Annotated in this window: 14 protein-coding genes; 1 reads left to right on the top strand and 13 read right to left on the bottom strand. The window is 62.0% G+C overall.

Going from position 1 to position 21,590, the window contains the following annotated elements; genetic code table 11:
- Nucleotides 1-319 precede the first annotated feature (319 nt).
- Nucleotides 320-841 carry an RcpC/CpaB family pilus assembly protein gene (locus tag A477_RS23795; RefSeq protein WP_237715829.1) on the top strand — a complete coding sequence of 174 codons (522 nt, stop codon included), beginning with the start codon at nucleotides 320-322 and terminating at the stop codon, nucleotides 839-841.
- 14 nt (nucleotides 842-855) lie between these two features.
- Here A477_RS23795 and A477_RS0118215 read toward each other — a convergent pair whose 3' ends face one another.
- From A477_RS0118215 to A477_RS0118155, 13 genes are all read right to left on the bottom strand, one after another.
- Nucleotides 856-5,037 carry a DUF4011 domain-containing protein gene (locus A477_RS0118215; RefSeq protein WP_017200328.1) on the bottom strand — a complete coding sequence of 1,394 codons (4,182 nt, stop codon included), beginning with the start codon at nucleotides 5,035-5,037 and terminating at the stop codon, nucleotides 856-858.
- A gap of 175 nt (nucleotides 5,038-5,212) precedes the next feature.
- Complete coding sequence (gene guaA / locus A477_RS0118210) at nucleotides 5,213-6,802, bottom strand: glutamine-hydrolyzing GMP synthase (RefSeq protein WP_017200327.1); 1,590 nt, start codon at nucleotides 6,800-6,802, stop codon at nucleotides 5,213-5,215.
- A gap of 107 nt (nucleotides 6,803-6,909) precedes the next feature.
- Nucleotides 6,910-7,410, bottom strand: coding sequence for a DUF3817 domain-containing protein (locus tag A477_RS0118205; protein WP_017200326.1), 501 nt, complete (start codon nucleotides 7,408-7,410; stop codon nucleotides 6,910-6,912).
- Nucleotides 7,407-8,267, bottom strand: a complete 861-nt coding sequence (locus tag A477_RS0118200) for an SURF1 family protein (RefSeq protein WP_017200325.1) — start codon at nucleotides 8,265-8,267, stop codon at nucleotides 7,407-7,409. Before A477_RS0118200 ends, A477_RS0118205 begins: the two co-directional genes overlap by 4 nt.
- 76 nt (nucleotides 8,268-8,343) lie before the next feature.
- Entirely contained in the window at nucleotides 8,344-8,832 is a 489-nt protein-coding gene (locus tag A477_RS0118195; protein WP_017200324.1) for a PTS sugar transporter subunit IIA, read from the bottom strand.
- 47 nt (nucleotides 8,833-8,879) lie between these two features.
- Nucleotides 8,880-10,634 carry a glycerol-3-phosphate dehydrogenase/oxidase gene (locus A477_RS0118190; protein WP_017200323.1) on the bottom strand — a complete coding sequence of 585 codons (1,755 nt, stop codon included), beginning with the start codon at nucleotides 10,632-10,634 and terminating at the stop codon, nucleotides 8,880-8,882.
- A 169-nt stretch (nucleotides 10,635-10,803) separates the two neighbouring features.
- On the bottom strand, nucleotides 10,804-11,940 hold the full coding sequence (locus tag A477_RS0118185; protein ID WP_017200322.1) for a GuaB3 family IMP dehydrogenase-related protein: 1,137 nt from the start codon (nucleotides 11,938-11,940) through the stop codon (nucleotides 10,804-10,806).
- 42 nt (nucleotides 11,941-11,982) lie between these two features.
- Nucleotides 11,983-13,872: an ABC transporter ATP-binding protein gene (locus tag A477_RS0118180; RefSeq protein ID WP_017200321.1), complete on the bottom strand. Its 1,890-nt coding sequence runs from the start codon at nucleotides 13,870-13,872 to the stop codon at nucleotides 11,983-11,985.
- Nucleotides 13,873-13,969: 97 nt separating this feature from the next.
- On the bottom strand, nucleotides 13,970-15,481 hold the full coding sequence (gene guaB, locus A477_RS0118175) for an IMP dehydrogenase (protein ID WP_011775516.1): 1,512 nt from the start codon (nucleotides 15,479-15,481) through the stop codon (nucleotides 13,970-13,972).
- A 243-nt stretch (nucleotides 15,482-15,724) separates the two neighbouring features.
- A complete protein-coding gene (locus A477_RS0118170) occupies nucleotides 15,725-17,809 on the bottom strand; it encodes an acyltransferase family protein (RefSeq protein ID WP_017200320.1) in 2,085 nt (694 codons plus the stop codon).
- A complete protein-coding gene (locus A477_RS0118165) occupies nucleotides 17,806-19,869 on the bottom strand; it encodes an acyltransferase family protein (protein ID WP_017200319.1) in 2,064 nt (687 codons plus the stop codon). Before A477_RS0118165 ends, A477_RS0118170 begins: the two co-directional genes overlap by 4 nt.
- 216 nt (nucleotides 19,870-20,085) lie before the next feature.
- On the bottom strand, nucleotides 20,086-21,186 hold the full coding sequence (locus tag A477_RS0118160; RefSeq protein WP_017200318.1) for a flavin-containing monooxygenase: 1,101 nt from the start codon (nucleotides 21,184-21,186) through the stop codon (nucleotides 20,086-20,088).
- Nucleotides 21,183-21,500 (bottom strand): hypothetical protein, encoded by a 318-nt coding sequence (locus A477_RS0118155; protein WP_017200317.1) that lies wholly within the window; start codon nucleotides 21,498-21,500, stop codon nucleotides 21,183-21,185. Before A477_RS0118155 ends, A477_RS0118160 begins: the two co-directional genes overlap by 4 nt.
- Nucleotides 21,501-21,590 lie beyond the last annotated feature (90 nt).

Raw genomic sequence — 21,590 nt, 5'->3', positions numbered from 1 at the left:
GCGGTCCGGCGCTGCTGGCTAACGTGGCGGGATGCCATCTACCTCCCGCAGAGCCCTCCTTGCCCGCGCCGAGCTTTCAGCAGCAGCCGCCGATGAATGGCCGACGCTGAACCGCTCCCCTGCCCGGCCACCCCGTTCCCGAGCCAGAAACACATCACGCTTCAGCCGCCATGGTCCAAGAAATCATCTTGGTAAGCGCGGGCAGCGGATCGGATTTGGCCATTGGGTTTCACGCAACCGCCGGTTAGCCGTTGCGCTCCTGTTGTGCGTGGCTGCCGGTATCGCAGTCCAGCAACTTACTCCTACGTCGGAGCAGCGGGTGAGCATCGTGGTAGCAGCCCGCGACCTGCCAACGGGTAGCAGCCTCTCGGAATCTGATTTCACCAATGTTGGAGTGCCATCCGATCTGGCAATTAACGGATCCGTGGATAGTGTCGGCACCCTTGTTGGCCGTCAGCTTGCCTCCCCCCTCCGCAAAGGGCAGATACCCACAGAGGCTAGCCTGCTTGGTCCTGGACTCCTGACGGGCGCACCCGCGGGCTCGGTAGCGGTCCCCGTCCGAATGGCTGATCCCTCATCCATCCAGCTCCTCTCCCCCGGCCAGCTGATAACAGTGGTCCTTACTGCGGCGGGCTCCTATGACGAGTCCCGGCAAAGCCAGGTTCTTGCGGGCGCGGTGCCGGTTCTCTGGACATCGGCCCAAGGTGGTAAGCCCGGGGAATGGTTAGGGACAGGCGACACCGATGGCTTGGTGGTGGTTGCAGCTGATCCCCAACAAGCAGAAAAGCTTGCCGGCGCATCAACGCAAGGCAAGCTTTTCTTCGTTTTGGTCAGCCCCTAGTGGCCGGGTGGAGCTCAGCCCCAGTGCGGGGGCTTCTGCTCCTTCAGCCACTGCTCATGGTCGTAGCCGGAGTCATCGCCCCAGCGCCGGGGATCATCCTCTGCAGCCTTTGTAGGAAGAATTCCGTTTGAGGCTGTCTTAGCTGCCGTGGCCCTGGCATCCGCAGCTTCTTCAGTGGCATTGTTGACCGTTTCGCCGGAGTCCTGCGTGGCGCGGTCTTCTGCGCCTGTTTCCTGATCCATCAGTGGTGCTTCTTTCCCGTTCTCCGCAGAGTCTTTGGTCTCGGCCACGCCATGTTCCTCACGAACAGCGGCCTGGGCTTCGCCGTCTGCAAGGCTGGCGGAACCCGGTTCCGCCGTTGGTTGCTCATGGCCCGGATTCAATTGTTCACCATCCGAATGCAGGAAGCCATGGTGGGCCAATGCCGATTGGGCGATGTGGTTCTCGAGCCCAAGGTACGAACCAATCCGGTCCGCGCAGGACGAAGGATCCGTGAATACTTCAATGGTCCAAAGCGACATGTAGCGCCAGCCCATGCGCTCCAGCAATTGTGGCCGCAAACGGCTCCGTTCACGGACGCTCATACGCCGGTACCGTTCAGTGCCATCCGATTCGATTGCCACAGGGGTGGGGATTTCCGCACCCTCGCGGCCAATGGTGTGGACGGGGTCCGCCGCCGCCGCGATATCCAGCACGCCATCGTAAAGATGCCAGACCCTGGCTCCACGTGCACGCAAGCGTTCACCAAGATCGGCCACCAACGGATCCTCACCCAGCGCCTGTTCACTGGCCACAGCGCGGGAGGCAGGTGTTCCGAGGTTACTGTTGCCGGAGAGTTCACGGTCCAGCAGTTCATAGAAGTCCACTGCACCATGGGCCAGGCGATCAAGGTCGAGATCCTCGGGCCGGAAGCACGTCAGGACGTGCATGGAGCGTCGAGCCCGCGTCATCGCCAGGGCGAAGCGGTTTCGCCCGCCTTCGGTGGACAACGGGCCGAAGGAATGGAGCGCACGGCCGTGTGGTGTGCGGCCATAGCCAAGCGAGAAGATCACGTGGTCACGCACCAGCCCCTGGGCGCGCTCAAGGTCCACCACCCGGAAGGACTCGGGACCCGCTCCGAAGAAGCTGGACATGAGTGGGTGGTTAGGCAATTGGAGCCTGATGGCCTCACCGATCCTGGCAGCATGGCGCAAGCTTGCGGTCACCACTGCCAAGGAAGTACGGGGCCGGAGCCTGGCGTGTTCGAAGACAAGATCCACCACGCGGTTCACTTCTGCGGTGACGGACTCAACGCCCTCGTGGTCCGCTCCAGGCAGCCCGGTGCCGTCGGGTATGTACTCCACGTGAATCGATCGATCCAGGCCAGTGACCGAATTGCCGTCCGGCAGGCGTCGCAGGCCGCCGTCGTAGTAATTCTTGCTTAACTGAAGGATCAAGTCCTCGTCCACCGCGCGGTAGACCCAGTTCAATTGCCAGGTAGGCAGGACCCGGGCCAACGCCTTGAAAGCACTGTCCACGTTTTCGTGGCTGGCAACCCCCGCAACCGGAGGTTCCACGGCCACGCTGAAAGTACGCGCATTGGCGATTTTCGCGTCACCGAAGGCAACGACCTGACGGGCCCGGGCGATCGCGGGAAGAACCGCCTGCAGAGAGGTGGACTCGGCGTCAATGATCACCACGGCGTCGAACTTTTGCTCGGCCGGCAGAACGCCCGTCAGCAAATAAGGGCTGACGGACCACACAGGAACCAACAACGGCACAAGATCCGGCGCTTGGGCGCTCAAGGCGGGCAACGTCACCCGGCCATCCTTCAGCAGGGCACGGAGCAGCTCTGCCTGCCGCGGGTGCTCAAGAAGGCCCTGACGCCATTTCCGGGCCAGCTGCCAACGAAGGCGGGCGGCACCACTGGCGATGTGTGCTTGGTCGGCCAAGCGATACTCAGCTTCGAGGCGCCGCAACGAATCACCGTCGGACATGGCGAGGTAATCATCACCACTGATCATGGCTTCCAAGGCGGACTGCCACCAGGCAAGGTCCAGTTCGGCCGCTACAGATGACGCCGGCACTTCCCGGGCAGCAAGGTCCGCAAGCAGCTCGCCGAGTCCATGCTCCCGCATTTCCTCAATGAGGAGTGTTCGTTCAGGGAGGGTTTCCAGTGTGGCTGTATCCGCGACGAGTCGCTCGAGGCGTTCCATCAGTTGCAGATACGGTGTCTCGTGCAACGAACCGCCATCGGAGGTGTGCTTGAGCGCGTCGCCAAGGCGGCGCAGCTCGGCATCGAGTTCGCGGTAGAGGGCTCCGAGATCGGCCAGGCCGGATGGCACGGCCGGGTGTCTTTGGGTTGTGGCGTAGCCTGCCCACAGGGCGCGCTGCTCCTGGACGAGGACCAGGGAGCTGTGGAGGTCTGCGATGTGGACGCCCGGGCGTACGTACTCCTTGGCGACCCTGCGCAGGCGGGAACGCTGCATGGAAGGCATCTCAAGGTTGCGCTCACGGCGCCACGCGGAGCTGGCGGTGGCGGAGATGAGGTCGTGCACCGGACGGTCGAAGATGTCCGGAGTGAACTTATCCAAGCTCTCGCGGACGGCGATCAGCAGTTCAAGCTGGGCACCCCACTCGGTAAAGGTTTCGCCCAGGCGAATCTCGGCGTGATCGGAAACCTGCTTCATGCGATCCCGCAGGACGGGGAGCTTCTCCTCGGCCAAACGGGCGAGCTGCTGGGCTTCCTCTGTCTCCTTGCGGGTGACCAAACGGGCACCATACCAAGGGCTGGACGTGGAGGCCCTGCTGAAGCTACCAAGTTCGGCAGCACGACGAAGGCGTCCCGCGAGCTCTTCACGGTCCTTGATGTTGTCCAGGACGCTTCGCTTCAAGCGCACAGTAGTGGAGGGGGCCGGGTGGATGGACGTCAGCTCGGCGAGTGATTGCATTGCCTGATAGGGTGAGCAACCCCAGCGCTCACGGACGTTGTGCAGCGAGGCAACATGGTCCATCAGGGCATGACGGTGGCCAATCAGTGTCTGGTGAAGGTTGCCAAGCTGTGGTTCAAGCGCTTTCTCATTGCGCATGATTGCCCTGACCAACTGGCCCTTGAGTTGTTGCGGAGTGGTCCCGTTGCCAGGCTTGAAGAGCATCGACTCGAGGCCCAGCGATTCAAGGTGGGCGGATAGACCCGCGAGGCTGGCTTGCCTGTCTCCCACCACCAACACGGACTTGCCTTCGCTGACCAACGCACCGATGGCGTTAATTGCCGTCTGCGTCTGCCCACTTCCAGGAGGAGTGGAGACAACCAGGGAGTCTCCCGCACGAACGGCGTCCACCACGTACTGCTGGTCCGTATCGGCGTCGAGCAAGAGAAGTTCGTCGGCCGGATCCCGAAGATCCAAGCTGGGGAACCTGCCCGCTTTAATGGGTTCCGGCTCAATGTCGCCGCCATTGGCCGCAGTCGAGAGGGCCGCAACCGTAGGGTTGTTCATATTGATCCAGGGATCATCCAGGTTGCCCGAAAGGTCAGCCAGAGTAGTGACCAGCAGGTTGAACTCCACCTCAGCGCCGTGGATCGGCTGAATGAGCGTGGACAACCGGTCCAGAACCGGCTGGGGGTCCAATCGGGCCGTGTTGTATGCCATGCGCGCCACAGCGTTGACGTCGAAGACGATGCCATGGACTGTCTTCAAGTGACGCACCAACGCGGGGTTCATGCGTGCTTGTTCAGTGAGTTGAAGTTCGAAGTCGTCTTCGCCCGGCCTGACTGTGAGGACGATGGACGTAAGCATTACAGGCGCGGAGACGCGCTGCGGCTTGCCACCAACGGCCGAGGTCCACACGACGGTCCCGGCGGACAAGTAACCGGCCTCGATGCCGCGGTCGTTGCTGAGCTCAAAGATCTTGGACCGGATGTTGCGGGCCGCCCTGGCCGCCACCAAGTACTGTTGGCGATCCCTGATGAGCGTAGACAGCCGTGTTCTGCGGCCGGCGAGCAATTGCGCCAACCCGGAAGGGTGCGCATTGCTGAGATCGATCGCGCCTTCAGGCGTCTTGACGAAGCGCAGCATCGTATCTGCCCCGGTAACGGGTTTGAGACCAGACAGCCATTTGCGGAGCTCTTCGGAGCCCTCTTCCTGGCCTAGACCTACTGACACGACTTCTGCCTTCTTTTCTGTACTAGCTTTAGACGCCTTGGACCATACCGGCATACTTTCGAGGGTAGCGGGAATCCGCGGTCAGCCCGCTCCGCAACGCTGTTCCAACGTGAAATTCGCCGTCATTTCACAGCTGGCAGCATTCTTGGGGCAAAGACGTATCCCGAATGACGAAGCCCGGTTCAAGCACAGTGGCCGGCCTCCCAGAGGAAGCCGGCCACTTGGAATGCTATTCCCACTCGATGGTTCCCGGTGGCTTGCTGGTGACGTCCAGTACCACGCGGTTAACGCCGTCCACCTCGTTGGTGATCCTGTTGGAGATACGGGCAAGCAGGTCATACGGCAAGCGCGACCAGTCTGCCGTCATGGCGTCTTCGGAAGACACCGGACGCAGCACGATCGGGTGGCCATAGGTACGGCCGTCGCCCTGGACTCCAACACTGCGGACATCAGCAAGGAGGACCACCGGCATCTGCCACACGTCATTGTCCAAGCCAGCAGCTGTCAGCTCGGCGCGGGCAATGGCATCAGCCTTGCGCAGCAGGTCCAGGCGTTCCTTGGTTACTTCACCCACGATGCGGATTCCCAAGCCGGGACCGGGGAAGGGCTGGCGGCCGACGATTTCCTGCGGGAGGCCAAGTTGGGCACCAACGGCACGGACTTCGTCCTTGAACAGGGCCCGCAGTGGCTCGACGAGCTCAAACTGCAGGTCCTCCGGAAGCCCGCCAACGTTGTGGTGGCTCTTGATGTTGGCAGCACCCTCGCCACCGCCGGATTCGACGACGTCCGGATACAGCGTGCCTTGAACGAGGAACTTGATCTTTTCACCCTCGGCAGCGGCCTGGGCAATGATGGCCCGTTCCGCTTCCTCGAAGGCGCGAATGAACTCCCGGCCAATGATCTTGCGCTTGGTCTCGGGATCACTGACACCGGCCAATGCTGACTGGAAGCGCTCCTGCTCATTGGCAACGTACAGGTTGACACCCGTTGCTGCCACGAAGTCGCGTTCAACCTGCTCTGCTTCGCCTTCACGCAGCAGGCCGTGGTCAACGAACACACAGGTCAACTGGTCGCCGACAGCGCGCTGGACGAGAGCGGCAGCCACTGCAGAGTCGACACCACCGGAAAGGCCACAGATGACCTTCGAGTCGCCGATCTGCTGGCGGATACGGTCCACCTGCTCTTCGAGGATGTTGCCCGTGGTCCAGTTGGGGCTCAGGCCCGCGCCCTTGAACAGGAAGTTCTCCAGGACGTGCTGCCCAAGGACGGAGTGCTTCACTTCAGGGTGCCACTGCACACCGTAAAGGCGCTTCTCATCGTTGGCGAAGGCAGCCACTGGGGCTCCTGCCGTAGTTGCCAGCACCTCGAAGCCCTCGGGAGCTTCGTGAACGGAGTCGCCGTGGCTCATCCATGTGTTCTGGGACGACGGGACGCCGTCGAGGATGGAGCGTGCGTCACCCACCAGGAGCGCTTCGGTGGCACCGTACTCCCGCAAACCGGTTTGGGCCACCTTGCCGCCCAAGGCATTCGCCATGGCCTGGAATCCGTAGCAGATGCCGAAAACGGGAACGCCGGCCTCGAAGAGGTCAGCACCCACGAACGGGGCGCCCTCGGCGTAGACGCTGGAGGGCCCTCCGGAGAGGATGATGGCTGCCGGGTTCTTGGCCAGAAGCTGCTCGGTGGTGAAGGTATGCGGAACGATTTCCGAATACACATTCGCTTCGCGGACGCGGCGGGCAATCAGCTGCGCGTACTGGGCACCGTAGTCAACAACCAGCACCGGCTTCTGGGAAGTTTGGGGTGCGGTGGGAGTAGTCACCAGACAAGACTACTTTGCCGGGCCGCCCCGGTGCACGTTGGCAAGGGCGGCCAAAGCCCAAAACAGGCCCTGCCGTTAGGCATCTCACACCGGGACGCCGTGAAGTCCTAGTAGCGCTTGGACGCCTGCGGGTTGGCTGCGAGTTCCGCTTCTACCTGCGCGTGGAACTTCTTCTCCACGATGAAGGACAGCAGCGGGATGACTCCGCCCAGCGCCAAAAGGACCATCTTGGAGAAAGGCCAGCGCATGAGGGACCACAGGCGGAAGTTCGAAACCAGATACACCACGTACATCCAACCGTGCACGATCAGCACGGAGGTGGAGATGTTGAAGCCCCCAATAACGCCCTTGGGTTCGGATTCAGCGAAGCCAAAGCCAAACGGCTGGCCGGTAACTGCATTGGTGCCGCCCGCGAAGAGCGAGACACCAAAGCCGTAGCGGGCAATCAACTCGGCGCACAGCAGGAGCAGCATGGCACCTGTGAGGTAAGCCATGACTTTGTAAAACTTCAACGCCGAACGGATTTGTGCCTCCGTGCCGCCGAAGCGACGCTTCTTGGGCTTGGGTCCGGATTGCTCGGGCTGGATAGCCGGTTTTGGCTCAATCATTGCTGCACCTTTTGTTCTGGCTCTGGGCTTGTAGGTTCTGTGGTCGCCTCTGGATGGCCCACTTCGTCGTCGAAGTCGTCATCCTCGTCTTCATCCTCTTCGAGGTCTCGCCGGTAGTCGTCCTTCACAAGACGCCACCAAATGAAGATCGAGAATCCGGCAAAGACAACCCATTCCACGGCATAGAAGAGGTTCAGCCAGTTGACTTGCTCTGCAGGGGGCTGCGGCGGGATATTAAGTGCTTTGACGTCACCGTCAAGGGGAATGCTCGCTCCGCCTGAGACCTCGGATGTCGCGGCGACGAAACCCTGATAGCTGGAGACTTCCCACTTGTTGATCAGCTCCGCCGTTGAGACTGCAGACGCCCGGCCTGGACCGGCGTCGACGTTTGGAAGCGGCGCTTCGGACGGGATGAGGCGACCGGTCAAGGTGATGGTTCCCGACGGCGGCGGGCCGGCTTGGGCGGCGTCCGCCACCCAGCCGCGGGCCACCGGGATCCACGTCTGGGGAGAAGCACCCGCGCCCTTCAGCGTGGGAGCGTTGTTGACGGCAAAGGCTGAGACGATCCAGTAGCCCTTTTGGTTGTTGTAAAGGCGGCCTTCAACGAGGACCTGCTTGCCAGGATCGTACGTTCCCGAGGCGGTGACCATCTGGTCCGAGACCGAACCGGGGAAGAACTGGCCCGGCTGGAGGACGTCCACCAGCGGTTTCACTTCTTCGATGCTGGACGGCGCGGGGGGCTCGTGCTGGGCAGACCGGCTGAGCTGCCATTGGCTGAGCAGCACAAATACCCCGGACAACAGAAGCGCAAAGACCAGTCCTGCGATCCAGCGGGGTTTCAACGCGGTTTTCAACACCCCTTAACCGTACTTCGTCCGGCTGTAGAACAACGAAACGAGGTGAGCTGAAGCGGGGACCCTGCTGCCCCACCCTTTAGTGGTCGAAGAACACCAGGCTGGAGTTGATGAGTTCGGCGATGACCTCAGTGTCGTGTGCCCGGCGCAGGGATTCACGGAATGACTCCTTGGAGAGGGAACGCGCCAATGTGGCAAGAACCTCCAGGTGGTCGGAGAAGGAACTGGCCGGCGTAGCGATAAGCAGGATCAGGGTTGCCGGACCGTCAGTGGCACCAAAGTCCAAGGCATGCCCAAACTTGGTCACGCCAACCGCAATGGAGATCCTGTCCACAAATTCGCTACGCGCATGTGGCAATCCGATGCCACCCGGAAGCCCGGTGGCAAGCTGGTGCTCACGCGAATGCACTTGCTCGAGGAAGCCTTCAAGATTGGAGATCCTGCCTGCTGCGTGGAGCCTGTGAGCCAGTTGTGCTGCGGCATCGATCTTGTCCTGGGCAACAAGTTCAAGGATGACCGTATCCGGGGTGGTCAGTTCCGCGTCGTAACGGTCAAGTGGTTCAGCCAAGTTGTGTTCCCTCCATGTGGCCTCCCGGCCTCAATTCCTTGAGCTGGTCAGCGAAGGGGAACGATGTCATCCACTCCCATGCGCGCGGCATCGGCCGATTCGTCATCGGGTTGCTGCTGACTAAGTCGTTCAGCTTCCACGCGCGCCAGGTAGTGCTTGATTTCGCTCTCGCGCTGGGTCTCGCTCCAGCCAAGGATTTCTCCCATCAGCTTAGCTACTACGGGCGCAGCAGACACACCCCGGTCCCACGCTTCGATGGAGATCCGGGTCCGGCGGGTCAGAACGTCGTCAACGTGGCGTGCGCCCTCGTGGGTTGTTGCATAGACAACTTCGGCAGCCAAGTAGTCATCCGCTCCCGGAAGAGGCTCTCCCAGTTCCGGCCGTCCCGCTATGATTTCGAGGACTTCAGGCGTCATGGATCCGAAACGGTTGAGCAGGTGCTCCACGCGTGCCACGTGTACACCGGCCTGCTCGGCGGACTTGCCGCGCCGGTTCCACGCCGCTTTGAATCCCTCGGCGCCCAGGAGCGGAATTGTTTCAGTGCAGCTGGAGGGAACACGTTCGTCCATGGCCCTGGTTGCCTCGTCCACGGCGTCCTTGGCCATGACACGGTACGTTGTGTACTTGCCGCCGGCCACCACCACGAGTCCGGGCACAGGGTGCGCCACCACATGCTCCCGCGACAACTTTGCAGTGGAGTCGTTGTCACCAGCGAGCAGGGGGCGGAGGCCTGCGTACACGCCTTCCACGTCCTCGCGGGTGAGGGGACGCTTGAGAACCTTGTTGACATGTTCCAGCACGTAATCGATGTCCTTGCTGGAAGCTGCCGGGTGTGCCTTGTCCAACGTCCAATCGGTATCTGTTGTACCGATGATCCAGTGCCTGCCCCAGGGGATCACGAAGAGCACAGATTTTTCGGTGCGGAGGATCAGCCCGACCGTGGACTGGAAGCGGTCGCGCGGCACCACAAGGTGGATGCCCTTGGAGGCCCGCACTTTGAGTTGGCCGCGGTCCGTCACCATCGCCTGGGTTTCATCGGTCCATACGCCGGTAGCGTTGACCACCTGCTTCGCCCTGACCTCGAAGACTGTGCCATCCTCTTGGTTTTCCACCTTGGCACCGACCACGCGTTCCCCCTCGCGGAGGAAATCAACCACGCGGACGCGGTTCGCTGCGTGGGCGCCATAGTGCGCCGCAGTCCGTACAAGGTTGATCACCAGACGGGCATCATCCACCTGGGCGTCGTAGTAGCGGATGGATCCAACAAAGGCATCTTCTTTGAGGCTCGGAGCTGCACGCAGGGTTCCACGCCGGAAGAGGTGCTTATGCATCGGGACGCCTCGGCTGTGGCCGGACGTCAGACCCAAGGTGTCGTAGAGCATGATGCCTGCGCCGACGTACGGGCGCTCCCAGATACGGCGCGTCAGCGGGTAGAGGAAGGGGACGGGGCGCACCAAGTGCGGCGCGATCTGCTGGATCAGCAGCCCCCTTTCCTGAAGGGCTTCCTGGACGAGGCCAAAATCCAGCATCTCCAAGTACCGCAGTCCGCCATGGATGAGCTTGGACGATCGGGAGGAGGTTCCGGACGCCCAATCCCGCGCCTCGACGATGCCTACCGTGAGGCCACGAGTCACTGCGTCCAAGGCTGCACCGGCTCCTACTACACCGCCGCCAACAATCAGGATGTCGAGCTCTTTGCCCGGCTGGGCAGTGGCTTTCAGGACTTCGATAGACGCGGCACGGGATTCCGGGCTCAGTGCTCCCGGGGAATTCACCTGCGCACCGCCTGCGACACTGCTCATCGGACCCCTCCTCAAACGCAACAGCTGGTAGTCCCCTACCCTACTTGTTGCTCGCCGCCTTGGGCAGGGCACGGGGTGCAGACGCGAGAGGAAGAACCCGCCCCCACGAAGAAGGCCCTGCTTGGCTCCGATAGGAATCGGAGCCAAGCAGGGCCTTCAGCGACTGGTTTCAGTTGCCTGCGTAAGGCGAAACCACGACGTCGACGCGCTGGAACTCTTTGAGGTCCGAGTAGCCGGTGGTCGCCATGGAGCGGCGCAGGGCTCCAATAAGGTTGGACGTTCCGTTGGTGTGGTGGCCGGGTCCGAAGAGGACCTCTTCCAGCGGACCAACCGTTCCGACGTTGACGCGATCGCCGCGGGGAGATTCAAGGTGGTGCGCTTCGGGACCCCAGTGCCAGCCCCGGCCCGGTGCCTCTTCGGCACGTGCCAGTGCACTGCCAAGCATGACGGCGTCGGCACCCATGGCAATGGCCTTGACGATGTCTCCGGAGCTGCCCATGCCGCCGTCGGCAATGACATGGACATAACGGCCACCGGACTCATCCATGTAATCGCGGCGGGCGGCAGCGACGTCGGAAATAGCTGAAGCCATGGGTGAGTGGATACCGAGGGCGCGACGCGTGGTGGTGGTGGCACCGCCGCCGAAACCGACCAGGACGCCCGCAGCGCCGGTGCGCATGAGGTGCAGGGCAGGCGTGTAGCCGGCTGCTCCGCCAACAATCACCGGAACATCCAGTTCATAGATGAACTGCTTGAGGTTCAGGGGCTCGTGATTCTTGGAGACATGCTCAGCTGAAACCGTGGTTCCGCGAATGACAAAGATGTCGACGCCGGCAGCCACTACGGTCTTGTAGTGCTCCTGGGTGCGCTGCGGGGTCAAGGATCCTGCAACGGTCACGCCCGCGGCGCGGATCTCCGCCAGGCGGGAGCTGATGAGTTCAGGCTGGACGGGGGCCTGGTAGAGGTCCTGCATGCGCCGCGTGACTGCAGGGCTGTTGGTTTCGTCAGCCAGGTCCGCGATCTCGTCAAGCACCTTCTGGGGATCCTCGTAGCGCGTCCAGAGACCTTCGAGGTCAAGGACGCCCAGTCCGCCGAGGCGACCGAAAGCGATGGCGGTATCCGGGGACATCACGGAGTCCATGGGAGCCGCAATAACCGGGGTGTCGAACTTGTAGGCGTCGATCTGCCAGGAGACAGAGACGTCCTTCGGGTCACGCGTCCGGCGGTTCGGGACGATCGCGATGTCATCCAGGGAGTAGGCACGACGCCCACGCTTGCCACGGCCAATCTCAATCTCATAAGTCACTGCTCGAGTTTATCCCACCAAAACGAAGGCCTCGGTTTCCCCCTAGGTGTTCCGGCTGGTCTCATCTACTGAGAGCTGGGATTCGAACATCCGGAAGTAGCGGCCCCTTAATGCCACCAGTTCCTTGTGGGTTCCCTGCTCGGCAATGCGGCCGTCCTCCAGCATGTACACGATGTCTGCCTTCTCGATGGTGGCCAGGCGATGGCTGATGGCGATGATGGTGCTGCTACGGTCCGCGAACAGCCGGGTGAAGATGCGGTGCTCCGCCAAAGCGTCGATGGCTGATGTGGGTTCATCCATGACCATGAACGAGGCATCGCGGTAGAAGTTACGTGCCATTGCGAGCCGTTGCCATTGGCCGCCTGACAGCCCGCTTCCCTTGCGTCCGCGGGGGTCCTCCATCCAGTTGCTGACATGGTTCTCCAAGCCGTTTGGCAGCTTGTTGATGAACTCCATCGCTTCAGCGTCCGAGGCCGCACGCCGGATGCGGTCATCGTCCCGGGGCTGGTCCACATCGCCGAGGTAGATGTTCTCCGCCGCGGTGGCGAACTCATATTTCAGGAACTCCTGGCTCAGCACTGCGAGGTGCCGGTGCCAGCTGGTGACGTCAATCGTGGTGAGGTCAACGCCGTCGAGCAGAACCTGGCCTGAATCGGGCCGGTACAGTCCCGCCAAAATTCGGATCAGCGTGGATTTGCCGGCGCCGTTCTCCCCCACAATCGCGATGTGCTGACCTGCCCTGATGGTAATGGAAATGCCTTTGATGACCTCAATGTCGCTCCCCGTGTAGCTGAACCGGATGTCCCGCAGCTCCACGGTGTTGGGCGACGCGGGCAGAGGCTTTTCTTTCCCGCTGGGCACAGGAAGGGCCATGAAAAGCTCGTAGTCCTTGAGGTTTGCGAGGTCCTCATCGATTGAACTCAGCGACGAGACAAGGCTGTTGGCGGTGGACAGCGCGCGGCTCACAATCTGTTGGACATAGAGGAACTGGCCCACCGGCTGTGCCCTGGCGATGATCTGGCCAACCACCCAGATCAGGGACACAACTTCGGCTCCGTACTGCAGGGAGTCTGCGGCCAGCTGCTTGGGAATGTACCGCTTTTGGAAGTCCAGGCGCCTGCGTTCATCTGCATCCCGCAGCCTCGACCTGAGGTCCATGAGGTACCCCACGATCCCGTAGAGGCGCATCTCCGCAATGTGCTGGGGCCGAAGCAGGTTTTGCTCGATCATCCGGCGTTGCCGCCGCGAATCAACCTGTGTGTTCCAGTGCGCGATCTGTTCCCGGGACAGCTTGAACTGGAGGTAGACACTGGGCACGATAGCCACCAGCACAATGACTGCGATCCACCAACTGACCAGCAGCAGGGCACCGATGGCCAGGACCACGGAGACGAACTGCGTGAAGATGGCCGCTATCCGGTCCAGAACGCGCGCATACGAATCGGAGAACCGCTTGGCGCGGTCGTAAAGATCCACCGTTTCCTTGTCGTCGTAGCGCCAGAACTCCAGCGCCAGAAACCGCTGGTACATCATGTCGCCAACGATGGCACCCACTTTGAAGCTCATCAGCTGCTGGATGTAGCGGTCAACGCTGCTGAAGGCCCCCCAGAACAAGCCCAGCGCCGCAGTGATGATGACGTACAGGATGGCCCGGGGGCCGGCGTCGGAGTCTCCCGCGTAACCGGCGGCCAGCGCTGTGGTGGTCAGCGCAGCGAAATAGGTGGTGACCAGCGGCAGCGTGGCCGAAATCAGCGATCCGGCCACCTTCATGATGACCGCCCCAGGTGAGGCTTTGAAGCTCACTTTCAGGACCTGTCCGACGGCGCGTGCGTACGGCCGCAGAGCCAGCTTGCGGGGCGGCGCCTTGCCCGGTTGGCCTGAATTCAGCCGGATCGATTCCGGGTGCCGCGGTTGCGCGGGCTTTTCTGACATGTGCCCAGCCTATTCTTAGGGACCGACAATGATGCGGCGTCCTGTTAAACAACTGTTCCCCGTGGAAACTTCCACGGGGAACAGCCAAGGTAATTGATCAGCGGGAACCGTAGTTGGGTGCCTCGACAGTCATCTGGATGTCATGCGGGTGGGACTCCTTTAGTCCCGCGGGCGTGATCCGGACGAACTTGCCGCGCGCCTTCAGCTCCGGAATGGTGGGAGCGCCGGTGTAGAACATGGTCTGGCGGAGGCCGCCAACCAGCTGGTAAGCCACCGAAGCCAGCGGGCCGCGGAAGGCAACGCGGCCTTCGATACCTTCCGGGATGAGCTTGTCGTCGCCGGAAACGTCCGCCTGGAAATAGCGGTCCTTGGAGTAGGAGGTGTTCTTGCCACGGGACTGCATGGCGCCCAGGGAGCCCATGCCGCGGTAGCTCTTGAACTGCTTGCCGTTGACGAAGATGAGCTCGCCGGGGGACTCCTCACAGCCTGCGAGGAGGGAGCCCAGCATCACGGTGTCGGCTCCGGCAACCAGTGCCTTGCCAATGTCGCCCGAGTACTGGAGGCCGCCGTCGGCAATCAACGGAACGCCGGCAGGGATTGCTGCCTTCGCGGACTCGTAAATGGCGGTGATCTGCGGCACGCCCACGCCGGCAACCACGCGGGTGGTGCAAATGGATCCCGGGCCCACGCCCACCTTGATGCCGTCGGCGCCGGCGTCGATCAGTGCCTGGGCGCCTTCACGGGTGGCAGCCTGGCCGCCGATGATGTCAACGTGCGCAGCGATGGGATCCGACTTCAGGCGGCGGATCATGTCCAGCACGCCCTGGGAGTGGCCGTTGGCGGTATCGACGAACAGTGCGTCAACGCCGGCGTCGATGAGCTTCATGGCGCGCTCCCAGCCGTCACCGAAGAAACCGATGGCGGCACCCACGCGGAGGCGGCCTTCGTCGTCCTTGGTGGCCAATGGGTACTGCTCTGCCTTGGTGAAGTCCTTGGTGGTGATGAGGCCCATCAGGCGGCCTTGCTCATCAACCAGCGGGAGCTTCTCGATCTTGTTGGTGGCCAGCTTGTGCGAGGCTTCCTCGCGGCTGATGCCCACATGACCGGTGATGAGCGGCATCTTGGTCATGGCGTCGCTGACGCTGCGCAGCGGGAATTCCGATTCCGGGATGAAGCGGGTGTCGCGGTTGGTGACGATACCCAACAGGCGTCCATCGGTGTCCACTACGGGAAGGCCTGAAACGCGGTAGCGGGAACACAGCTCGTCCAGTTCCTGCAGCGTTGCCTGCGGGCCAATGGTCAGCGGGTTGGTGATCATGCCTGATTCGCTGCGCTTGACGCGGTCAACGTGCTCGGCTTGGTCGTCGATGGACAGGTTGCGGTGAACCACGCCCAAACCACCTTGGCGGGCCATGGCGATGGCCATGCGGGACTCGGTGACGGTGTCCATGGCTGCGGACAGCAACGGAGTCTGTACCGAGATGCGCTTGGAAATGCGTGATGAGGTGTCCGCGTCGGACGGGATGACATCCGTGTGGCCGGGGAGCAACAGGACGTCGTCGTAGGTCAGGCCGACAAAGCCAAAGGGATCGTGTTCGGGCTGGGTCATGAGTGTGCGCCTCTTACCTGGGTTCCGGGGGCTTAACTGGTAGGGGTTGCAACTGATGACCAGCCCGTCATTACGGGACTGGCCTGTGCATGAGGTACCTGTGCAGAAGTTACCTGTGCAGAAGGTATTGGATAAATACTAGAACCTCCGCGCCTATCGCCATATTCCGCGACGCCTGACTGTGAGCAATCCCACTGGCGACAGGCCGGCGTCGTGCGTTTGAAACCGCCGGAGAGCGGGAACCTAGCTGGCTGACCAACCGGTGGCGGCCAGCAGCCGTTCTTCAAACATCGGGATCATGGTTTGCACGTAGGTCTTGGTGAGGTGGTTGTCGTCCTTGTAGACATAGATGTTCCCAACCACAGCCGGACACGTCCCTTGCTCGCAGATGAAGTCGCTCATGTCCATCAGGTAGAGCCGCTCCACCTTGCCGACGTAATCGTCCAACGGTGACGACGCCGCCAGGGACTCTGCAAGCGGCACATTGCAGTCGGGCGAATCTTTGCCCTTCTTCTGGACGCATTCAGGCATGTTGAAGCTGAAACGCGGGTTGTCCCGGACGCCCACCACATCGATTCCTGCGTCTGTGAACGGCTTGATGCCTTCGAGGTACCCGGGCACTTCGGTCTCGAACGGGGCCTCGACGTGCGTCAGCGAAGCTACGGTGAACACGGCATCAGGCTTGTGCTCCATGACGTAAGCGGCACTTGCCTTGTTGAACTCGTTGCAAAAATCGGGCCTCTCCGGAGATTGGGCACCGAAACGGCAGCCACCCTTGAGCAACGTCACCACTTCCCAACCGTGTTCCTTGGCGATCGGACCAAGGGCGGCCGTGTACTGCTGGGAGTGCGAATCACCGAGCACCACAATTCTCTTGGTGACCACATCGGGTTCCTCATTCTGCAGGCAGCCCTCCAGCAGAGGATCGCCGGGCACGTTGTCCCCGGTGCACGGCCCATCGACGTTCGCCCACTCATCCTTCATGGCTGCAGGCGCCGGGATGATCAGGGCCTCTTCGCTCGGCCGACCGGAGTAGTCCGGGGACAACGCGGCAGCACCCGGCGTCAATTCCTGGGGCTGACCAGCAATCGCTGCAGCTTCCGCGGTGATGGCGCTTTGCCAAGCCGTGACCGGCAGCGCCAGCAGCGCACCGCAGGAGACAATCACGACGGCGGCCCGCCAGGACCGCACGTCTGGCCACTTCCAGCTGCGCAGGGGTACTTCCACATACCTTGTGGTGGCAACCGCGAGCAGCAGGGAACCCGCCATGATTCCCAGACCTTGGAGGAGGCTCGGCTGCTTGGTGCCGGAGGCCAGGAGGAAGAACACCAGCATTGGCCAGTGCCACAGGTACAGGGCGTACGAATTGTCTCCCAGCATGACCAGCGGACGCGAGCTCAGGAGACGGTCGGCACCGAACCGGCTCCCGCTTTGCCCGGCGACGATCACGGCGGCGGCTGCGAGGGTGGGCCAAAGGGCTACGAACCCCGGGAACGAGCGGTCCACGGTGAGCATGAGCCCACAGGCGAGCATCGCTGCAATACCGGCCCATCCCAGAAAAACGCGGAGCCTCCGTTTTGGTTTCAGATACGGGATGGCCAGGGCCAGCAGTGAGCCCAAGGCGAACTCCCACAGACGGGCACGGGTATCAAAGTAGGCGTACGCCTGGTTGGTGGCGGTCTGCTCGATGGAGAACACGAGCGAAGCCACGAAGACGGCACCGAAGGCGATGAACAGCAATTGCCGGTGGGCTACGGCCTTCCGCTGCGGGAACAGCCTGGCCAGCTGCGGCTGCAGAAGGGCGACTCCGGCGAAGATCAGCGGCCACAGAATAAACACCTGGCCCTGCACGGACAGCGACCAAAAATGTTGCAGGGGGCTGGCGTCCACGTGCTGCTGGGCGTAGTAATCCACGGCGAACGCGGCAAGCTGCCAGTTTTGCCGGTACATGAGGGATGCCCACGCCTCCGTGAGCACATCAGGCCATCGGCTCTGCGGGATCAGCGCCCAGGTGCCGGCCAAGACCGCCAGCAGGACGACGACGACGGCGGGCAGCAGCCGCTTGAACACGTGGAGCCAGTGCCGCAAGAGTCTGAGTGGCTTATGACTTTCAAGCTTGCGCGTGAAGGACAACGTCAGCAGGAAAGCCGAGATGAGCAGGAAGACGTCCACGCCGCCCGAAACTTTGCCGAGCCAGATATGGTATGCCGCAACCATGAGCACTGCCAGTGCACGCAAGCCCTGGACCTCCGGACGGAAGCCGGGTTTCGCCGTCGTGCGTTCCTTGCCCGCCGCCGGGGACGTGGCGCTTGCGCGTGTATCCATCATTGTTGCCACCCTGTCGCGGCAAACCACCTTTCATCGAGCATGCCCGCCATGCTCTTGACGTAGGTTTTGGTCAGGTGGTTGTCATCCAGGTACACGAAGGTGTTACCAATGATGGGCGGGCAGTAGACCCCCAAGCACACGAGGTCGGTCATATCCAGCAGGATCAGGTCCTGGTACTTACCCGCCACAGCGTCAAAGGGACTGGGTTCAGCCAGGACGTCCGACTTCAGCGGACGGCAATCAGGGCTGTCCACCCCTTTGGCGAGCGCACAGTCCGTCAGGCTGTAAGTAAACCTTGGGTTGTCCCGCACTGCCACCATTTGGATACCCAGTGCTGTGACCTCGGGGACGAGGTCCTCGAAGCCGTGGGTCAGCCGTTCGTCAGGGAGGGACGATACAGCCGCTGTTCCCACCATGAAGATGGCATCCGGCGCGTGTTCCCGGAGGTGGCTGCGCACTTCACTGTTGAACTCGTTACAGCCAGGCTCGGACTCGGGATCTTCAGTCATGAAGGGACACGCCCCGTACAGCAGCGAATAGAGGCGCCAATGATGCTGCTCCGCCAACACTTCCAAGGCGGCAAGCCACTGCTGGGAGTGGGAGTTGCCTACCACCAGGACTGTCTTGGTGGCGTCGGAACCCACACCGTTCTGCCGGCAGTTGTCCTGCAGCAGCTGCGATTCGGGTTTCGTGTCTCCGGAGCACCCCTCGGGCAGTTGGGCCCAGTCACGCCCGATCCTTTCCGCGGTGGGCTGAGTGAGGGCATTCGGAGCCGCTTCATTCACGTAAGTGGGTAGGAGTGCCTTGGCCCCGGGATTATCGAAGACCATTCGCGCCTCCGCAGCTTGCTGGTCCAGGTCCAGCTTGTACTGGAAAGCGAGCAGGGGTGCGGAAACCACTGCCAGGCACGTCACGATTGCGATGACCGAGCGGCGGCGCTTCGTCTCGGGCCATTTCCATTCCCGGAACGGCTTCTCCACGAACTTGGTGGTCAGGAAAGCCAAAACGAGTGACAGCGCAATGATGGCCGTGCCGGAAAGCCAACCGGCCTGACCCTTGCCGCTCCAGGCCAGGGCAATCACCAGGATGGGCCAGTGCCAGAGGTAGAGGGCGTAGGAGTTGTCACCGAGCCGGACCAGGAATGTGGAACTCAGGATCCGGTCCACGCCGAAACGGCTCCCCGTCTGACCAGCGGCGATCACCGCAACGGCCGCCAATGTAGGCCACAAGGCGACGAATCCCGGGAACGCAGTCTGTACCTGCAACAGGATGCCGCAGGTGAGCATCGCTGCCACCCCCACCCATCCCAGGACCACACGGACAGGTTTGGAGAAGTTCAGGCCCGGTAGCACCAATGCCACCAACGTGCCCAAGGCGAACTCCCACAAGCGGGCAAAGGTATCGAAGTAAGCCACGGCCTGGTTGCTGGCAGTGAAGATGATGGAGTAGATGAACGAGACCAGGAAAATGATCGCGAAAACATACACCAGCATCGCGCGGTAGCGGAGGGCAAAGCGGCGGCACACCAGCGCAACCGTTGCAAAGATGATGGGCCACAAAATGAAGACCTGGCCCTGGATGGACAAGGACCAGAAGTGCTGGACGGGGCTCGCCATGCTGTGGTCGGTGGCGTAGTAGTCAACCGCCAGTTCCTGCAACAGCCGGTTTTCAAAGTAAAACAGCGAAGCCCAGGTTTGCTGGACAATCTCAACCCAACGCGTGGCTGGCAGGAAAACGAAGGTTGCCGCGAGAGTGCCCACGAGAACCACGACGACGGCAGGCAGCAACCGCCTGAACAGGTGCAGCCAGTGGCGCACAAGGTCCATGGGGCGGCCCTGTTTGTAACGTCCCGTGAACTGGAGGGTCATGAGGAACGCCGAAATCAGGAGGAAGACATCAACGCCTCCGGAGACCCTGCCGATCCAGATGTGGTAGGTGACCACCATCAGGACCGCGAGGGATCGAAGGCCCTGAATTTCGGGGCGGAACTTAGACTTTGCAACGGGTCCGGCAGCCCGCTTACCGTGGTGGGCAGGGGCTGGAATCGTTGGCGTCGTCACGTTAGGCAGTTCCTCAAAGCTCTGGCACAAAGCATCAATATTACGCAGTTTCAGTCGCGCAACCGATGTGGAAGGGTGTCCCTGGCCGCCATCCGAAGCCCCATCAGCACAGGTCCAGCCATACATTGTGCCACCCGAACCTGTGCGTGACCTGTGCTGATGCTCCGTGAGGTCGTCAGCGCAGCCGCTGGACACACCCCTCCCCAAGGTGACCCATTACACATTCACCAGTCCGCTGGAACGCGGTGCGGCCACCCGGCGGGCGAGGTAGCGCGCGTCCCGTCCGACACCCGGAAGGGTGGCCGAAGCCGCAGCGAACAGGAATTCCTGGCCGATGAAGAACACACCTGGAACGTCGGCCACCACTCCCCGCTTTTGCAGCAGCCTGCCTGCCCCGTCCACCACGGGCACCCGGACCCACGAGTAGTCGTCCCGGTAACCCGTGCACCAGATAACGTTGGCAGGTTTGACCGTTTGGAAGTCTCCGCCGACTTCCGGATAGCCGTCCCGGACGCCGGTAACCCTGGGCAGCAATTCAACACCTGCGGCGCGCAGCTCCTTGGTCCTGGTCCGGATCAGCGGCGCAGCCTTCTGCATGAACTTTGGAGCAACCTTGCGGCCAACAGGCGTGTCGAGTGTGAGCACGTGCAGGCCTGCGAAACGAATGACCGGAAGCACGAAGCGCGCTGCTGCACGTCCGTGGCGCACGGGGAGCTCGCCACCGGGGGCTCCCGCCACAACGGTCGGATGGCTCCCGCTAACCTCCATGGCAATCTCCGCCCCTGAGTTCCCCAGTCCCACCACCAGGACAGGGCCCGGCTGCAGCTGGGAAGGATTCTTGTAGTCCTGGGAATGAAGTTGGAGGATGTCCGCCGACAGTTCCCCGGCAAAGGCCGGGGTCTTGGGCACGCGGTATCCCCCCGTGGCAATAACCACGTTCCTGGCACGCCATGATCGCTGCCCCGAGGTGACGTGGAATCCATCCCCGTCGCTAGCAAGGCCGTCGACACGCACATTGTGTACGATCGGCAGGTCAAAGCGGCGCCCGTAGTCCTCAAGGTAGTCAGCCAGCTCATCCTTTGTGGGGAAACTCAACCTGTCGCCGGGGAACGGCGCCCCGGGAAGGCCGTCGTACTTGCCGGGAGTGAACAGCCGCAGGGAATCCCAGCGCTGCCGCCAAGAGTCCCCCGTCCTGGCATTTTCATCGACTATCAGGAAGCTGCTGCCTTCTTGAGCCAGCCAATATCCCATCGCCAAGCCTGCTTGTCCACCTCCCACTATGAGCGTGTCTACTGCTGGGTTCTGGCTCCCGTTCATGGCTTCTTCCCTTCAATTACTGGTTCTCCGATGGGTTCTTTGTGGGCGTCTTCAGGAACCTTCCGGTAGCGCAGGCACCACAAGAGCATGAGGGCGGACGCCACAATGTAGAAGGAGTGCAGCAGCCATACGGGGCCTGCCGGAAGATCAAAGACATAGAACGAATGCACTGCGTTGGCCACATTGGTAGTGGCGATGTTGCCTACGCTGTAGGACTCAAGGTCCTTGGTGCGCACGGCCTTCAGAAGCATGGGGAGCATGCTGGCGGCGAAGAGCACGGTGGATACGGTGCCGGCAAGCAGTGGAATGTTCATACAGCCAAGCTATGAGTCCAGCCCCATCCACCGCGTCGGCAGAATGACCCATTCCCCTCTACGCTGCATGGGTACTTATGCGCAAAGGCG

Origin of the sequence: Arthrobacter sp. M2012083 (assembly GCF_000281065.1) — a bacterium.
GTDB lineage: Bacteria > Actinomycetota > Actinomycetes > Actinomycetales > Micrococcaceae > Arthrobacter.
The sequence above is the reverse complement of the archived record's forward strand: the minus strand, read 5'-3'. Positions and strand labels throughout refer to the sequence as shown.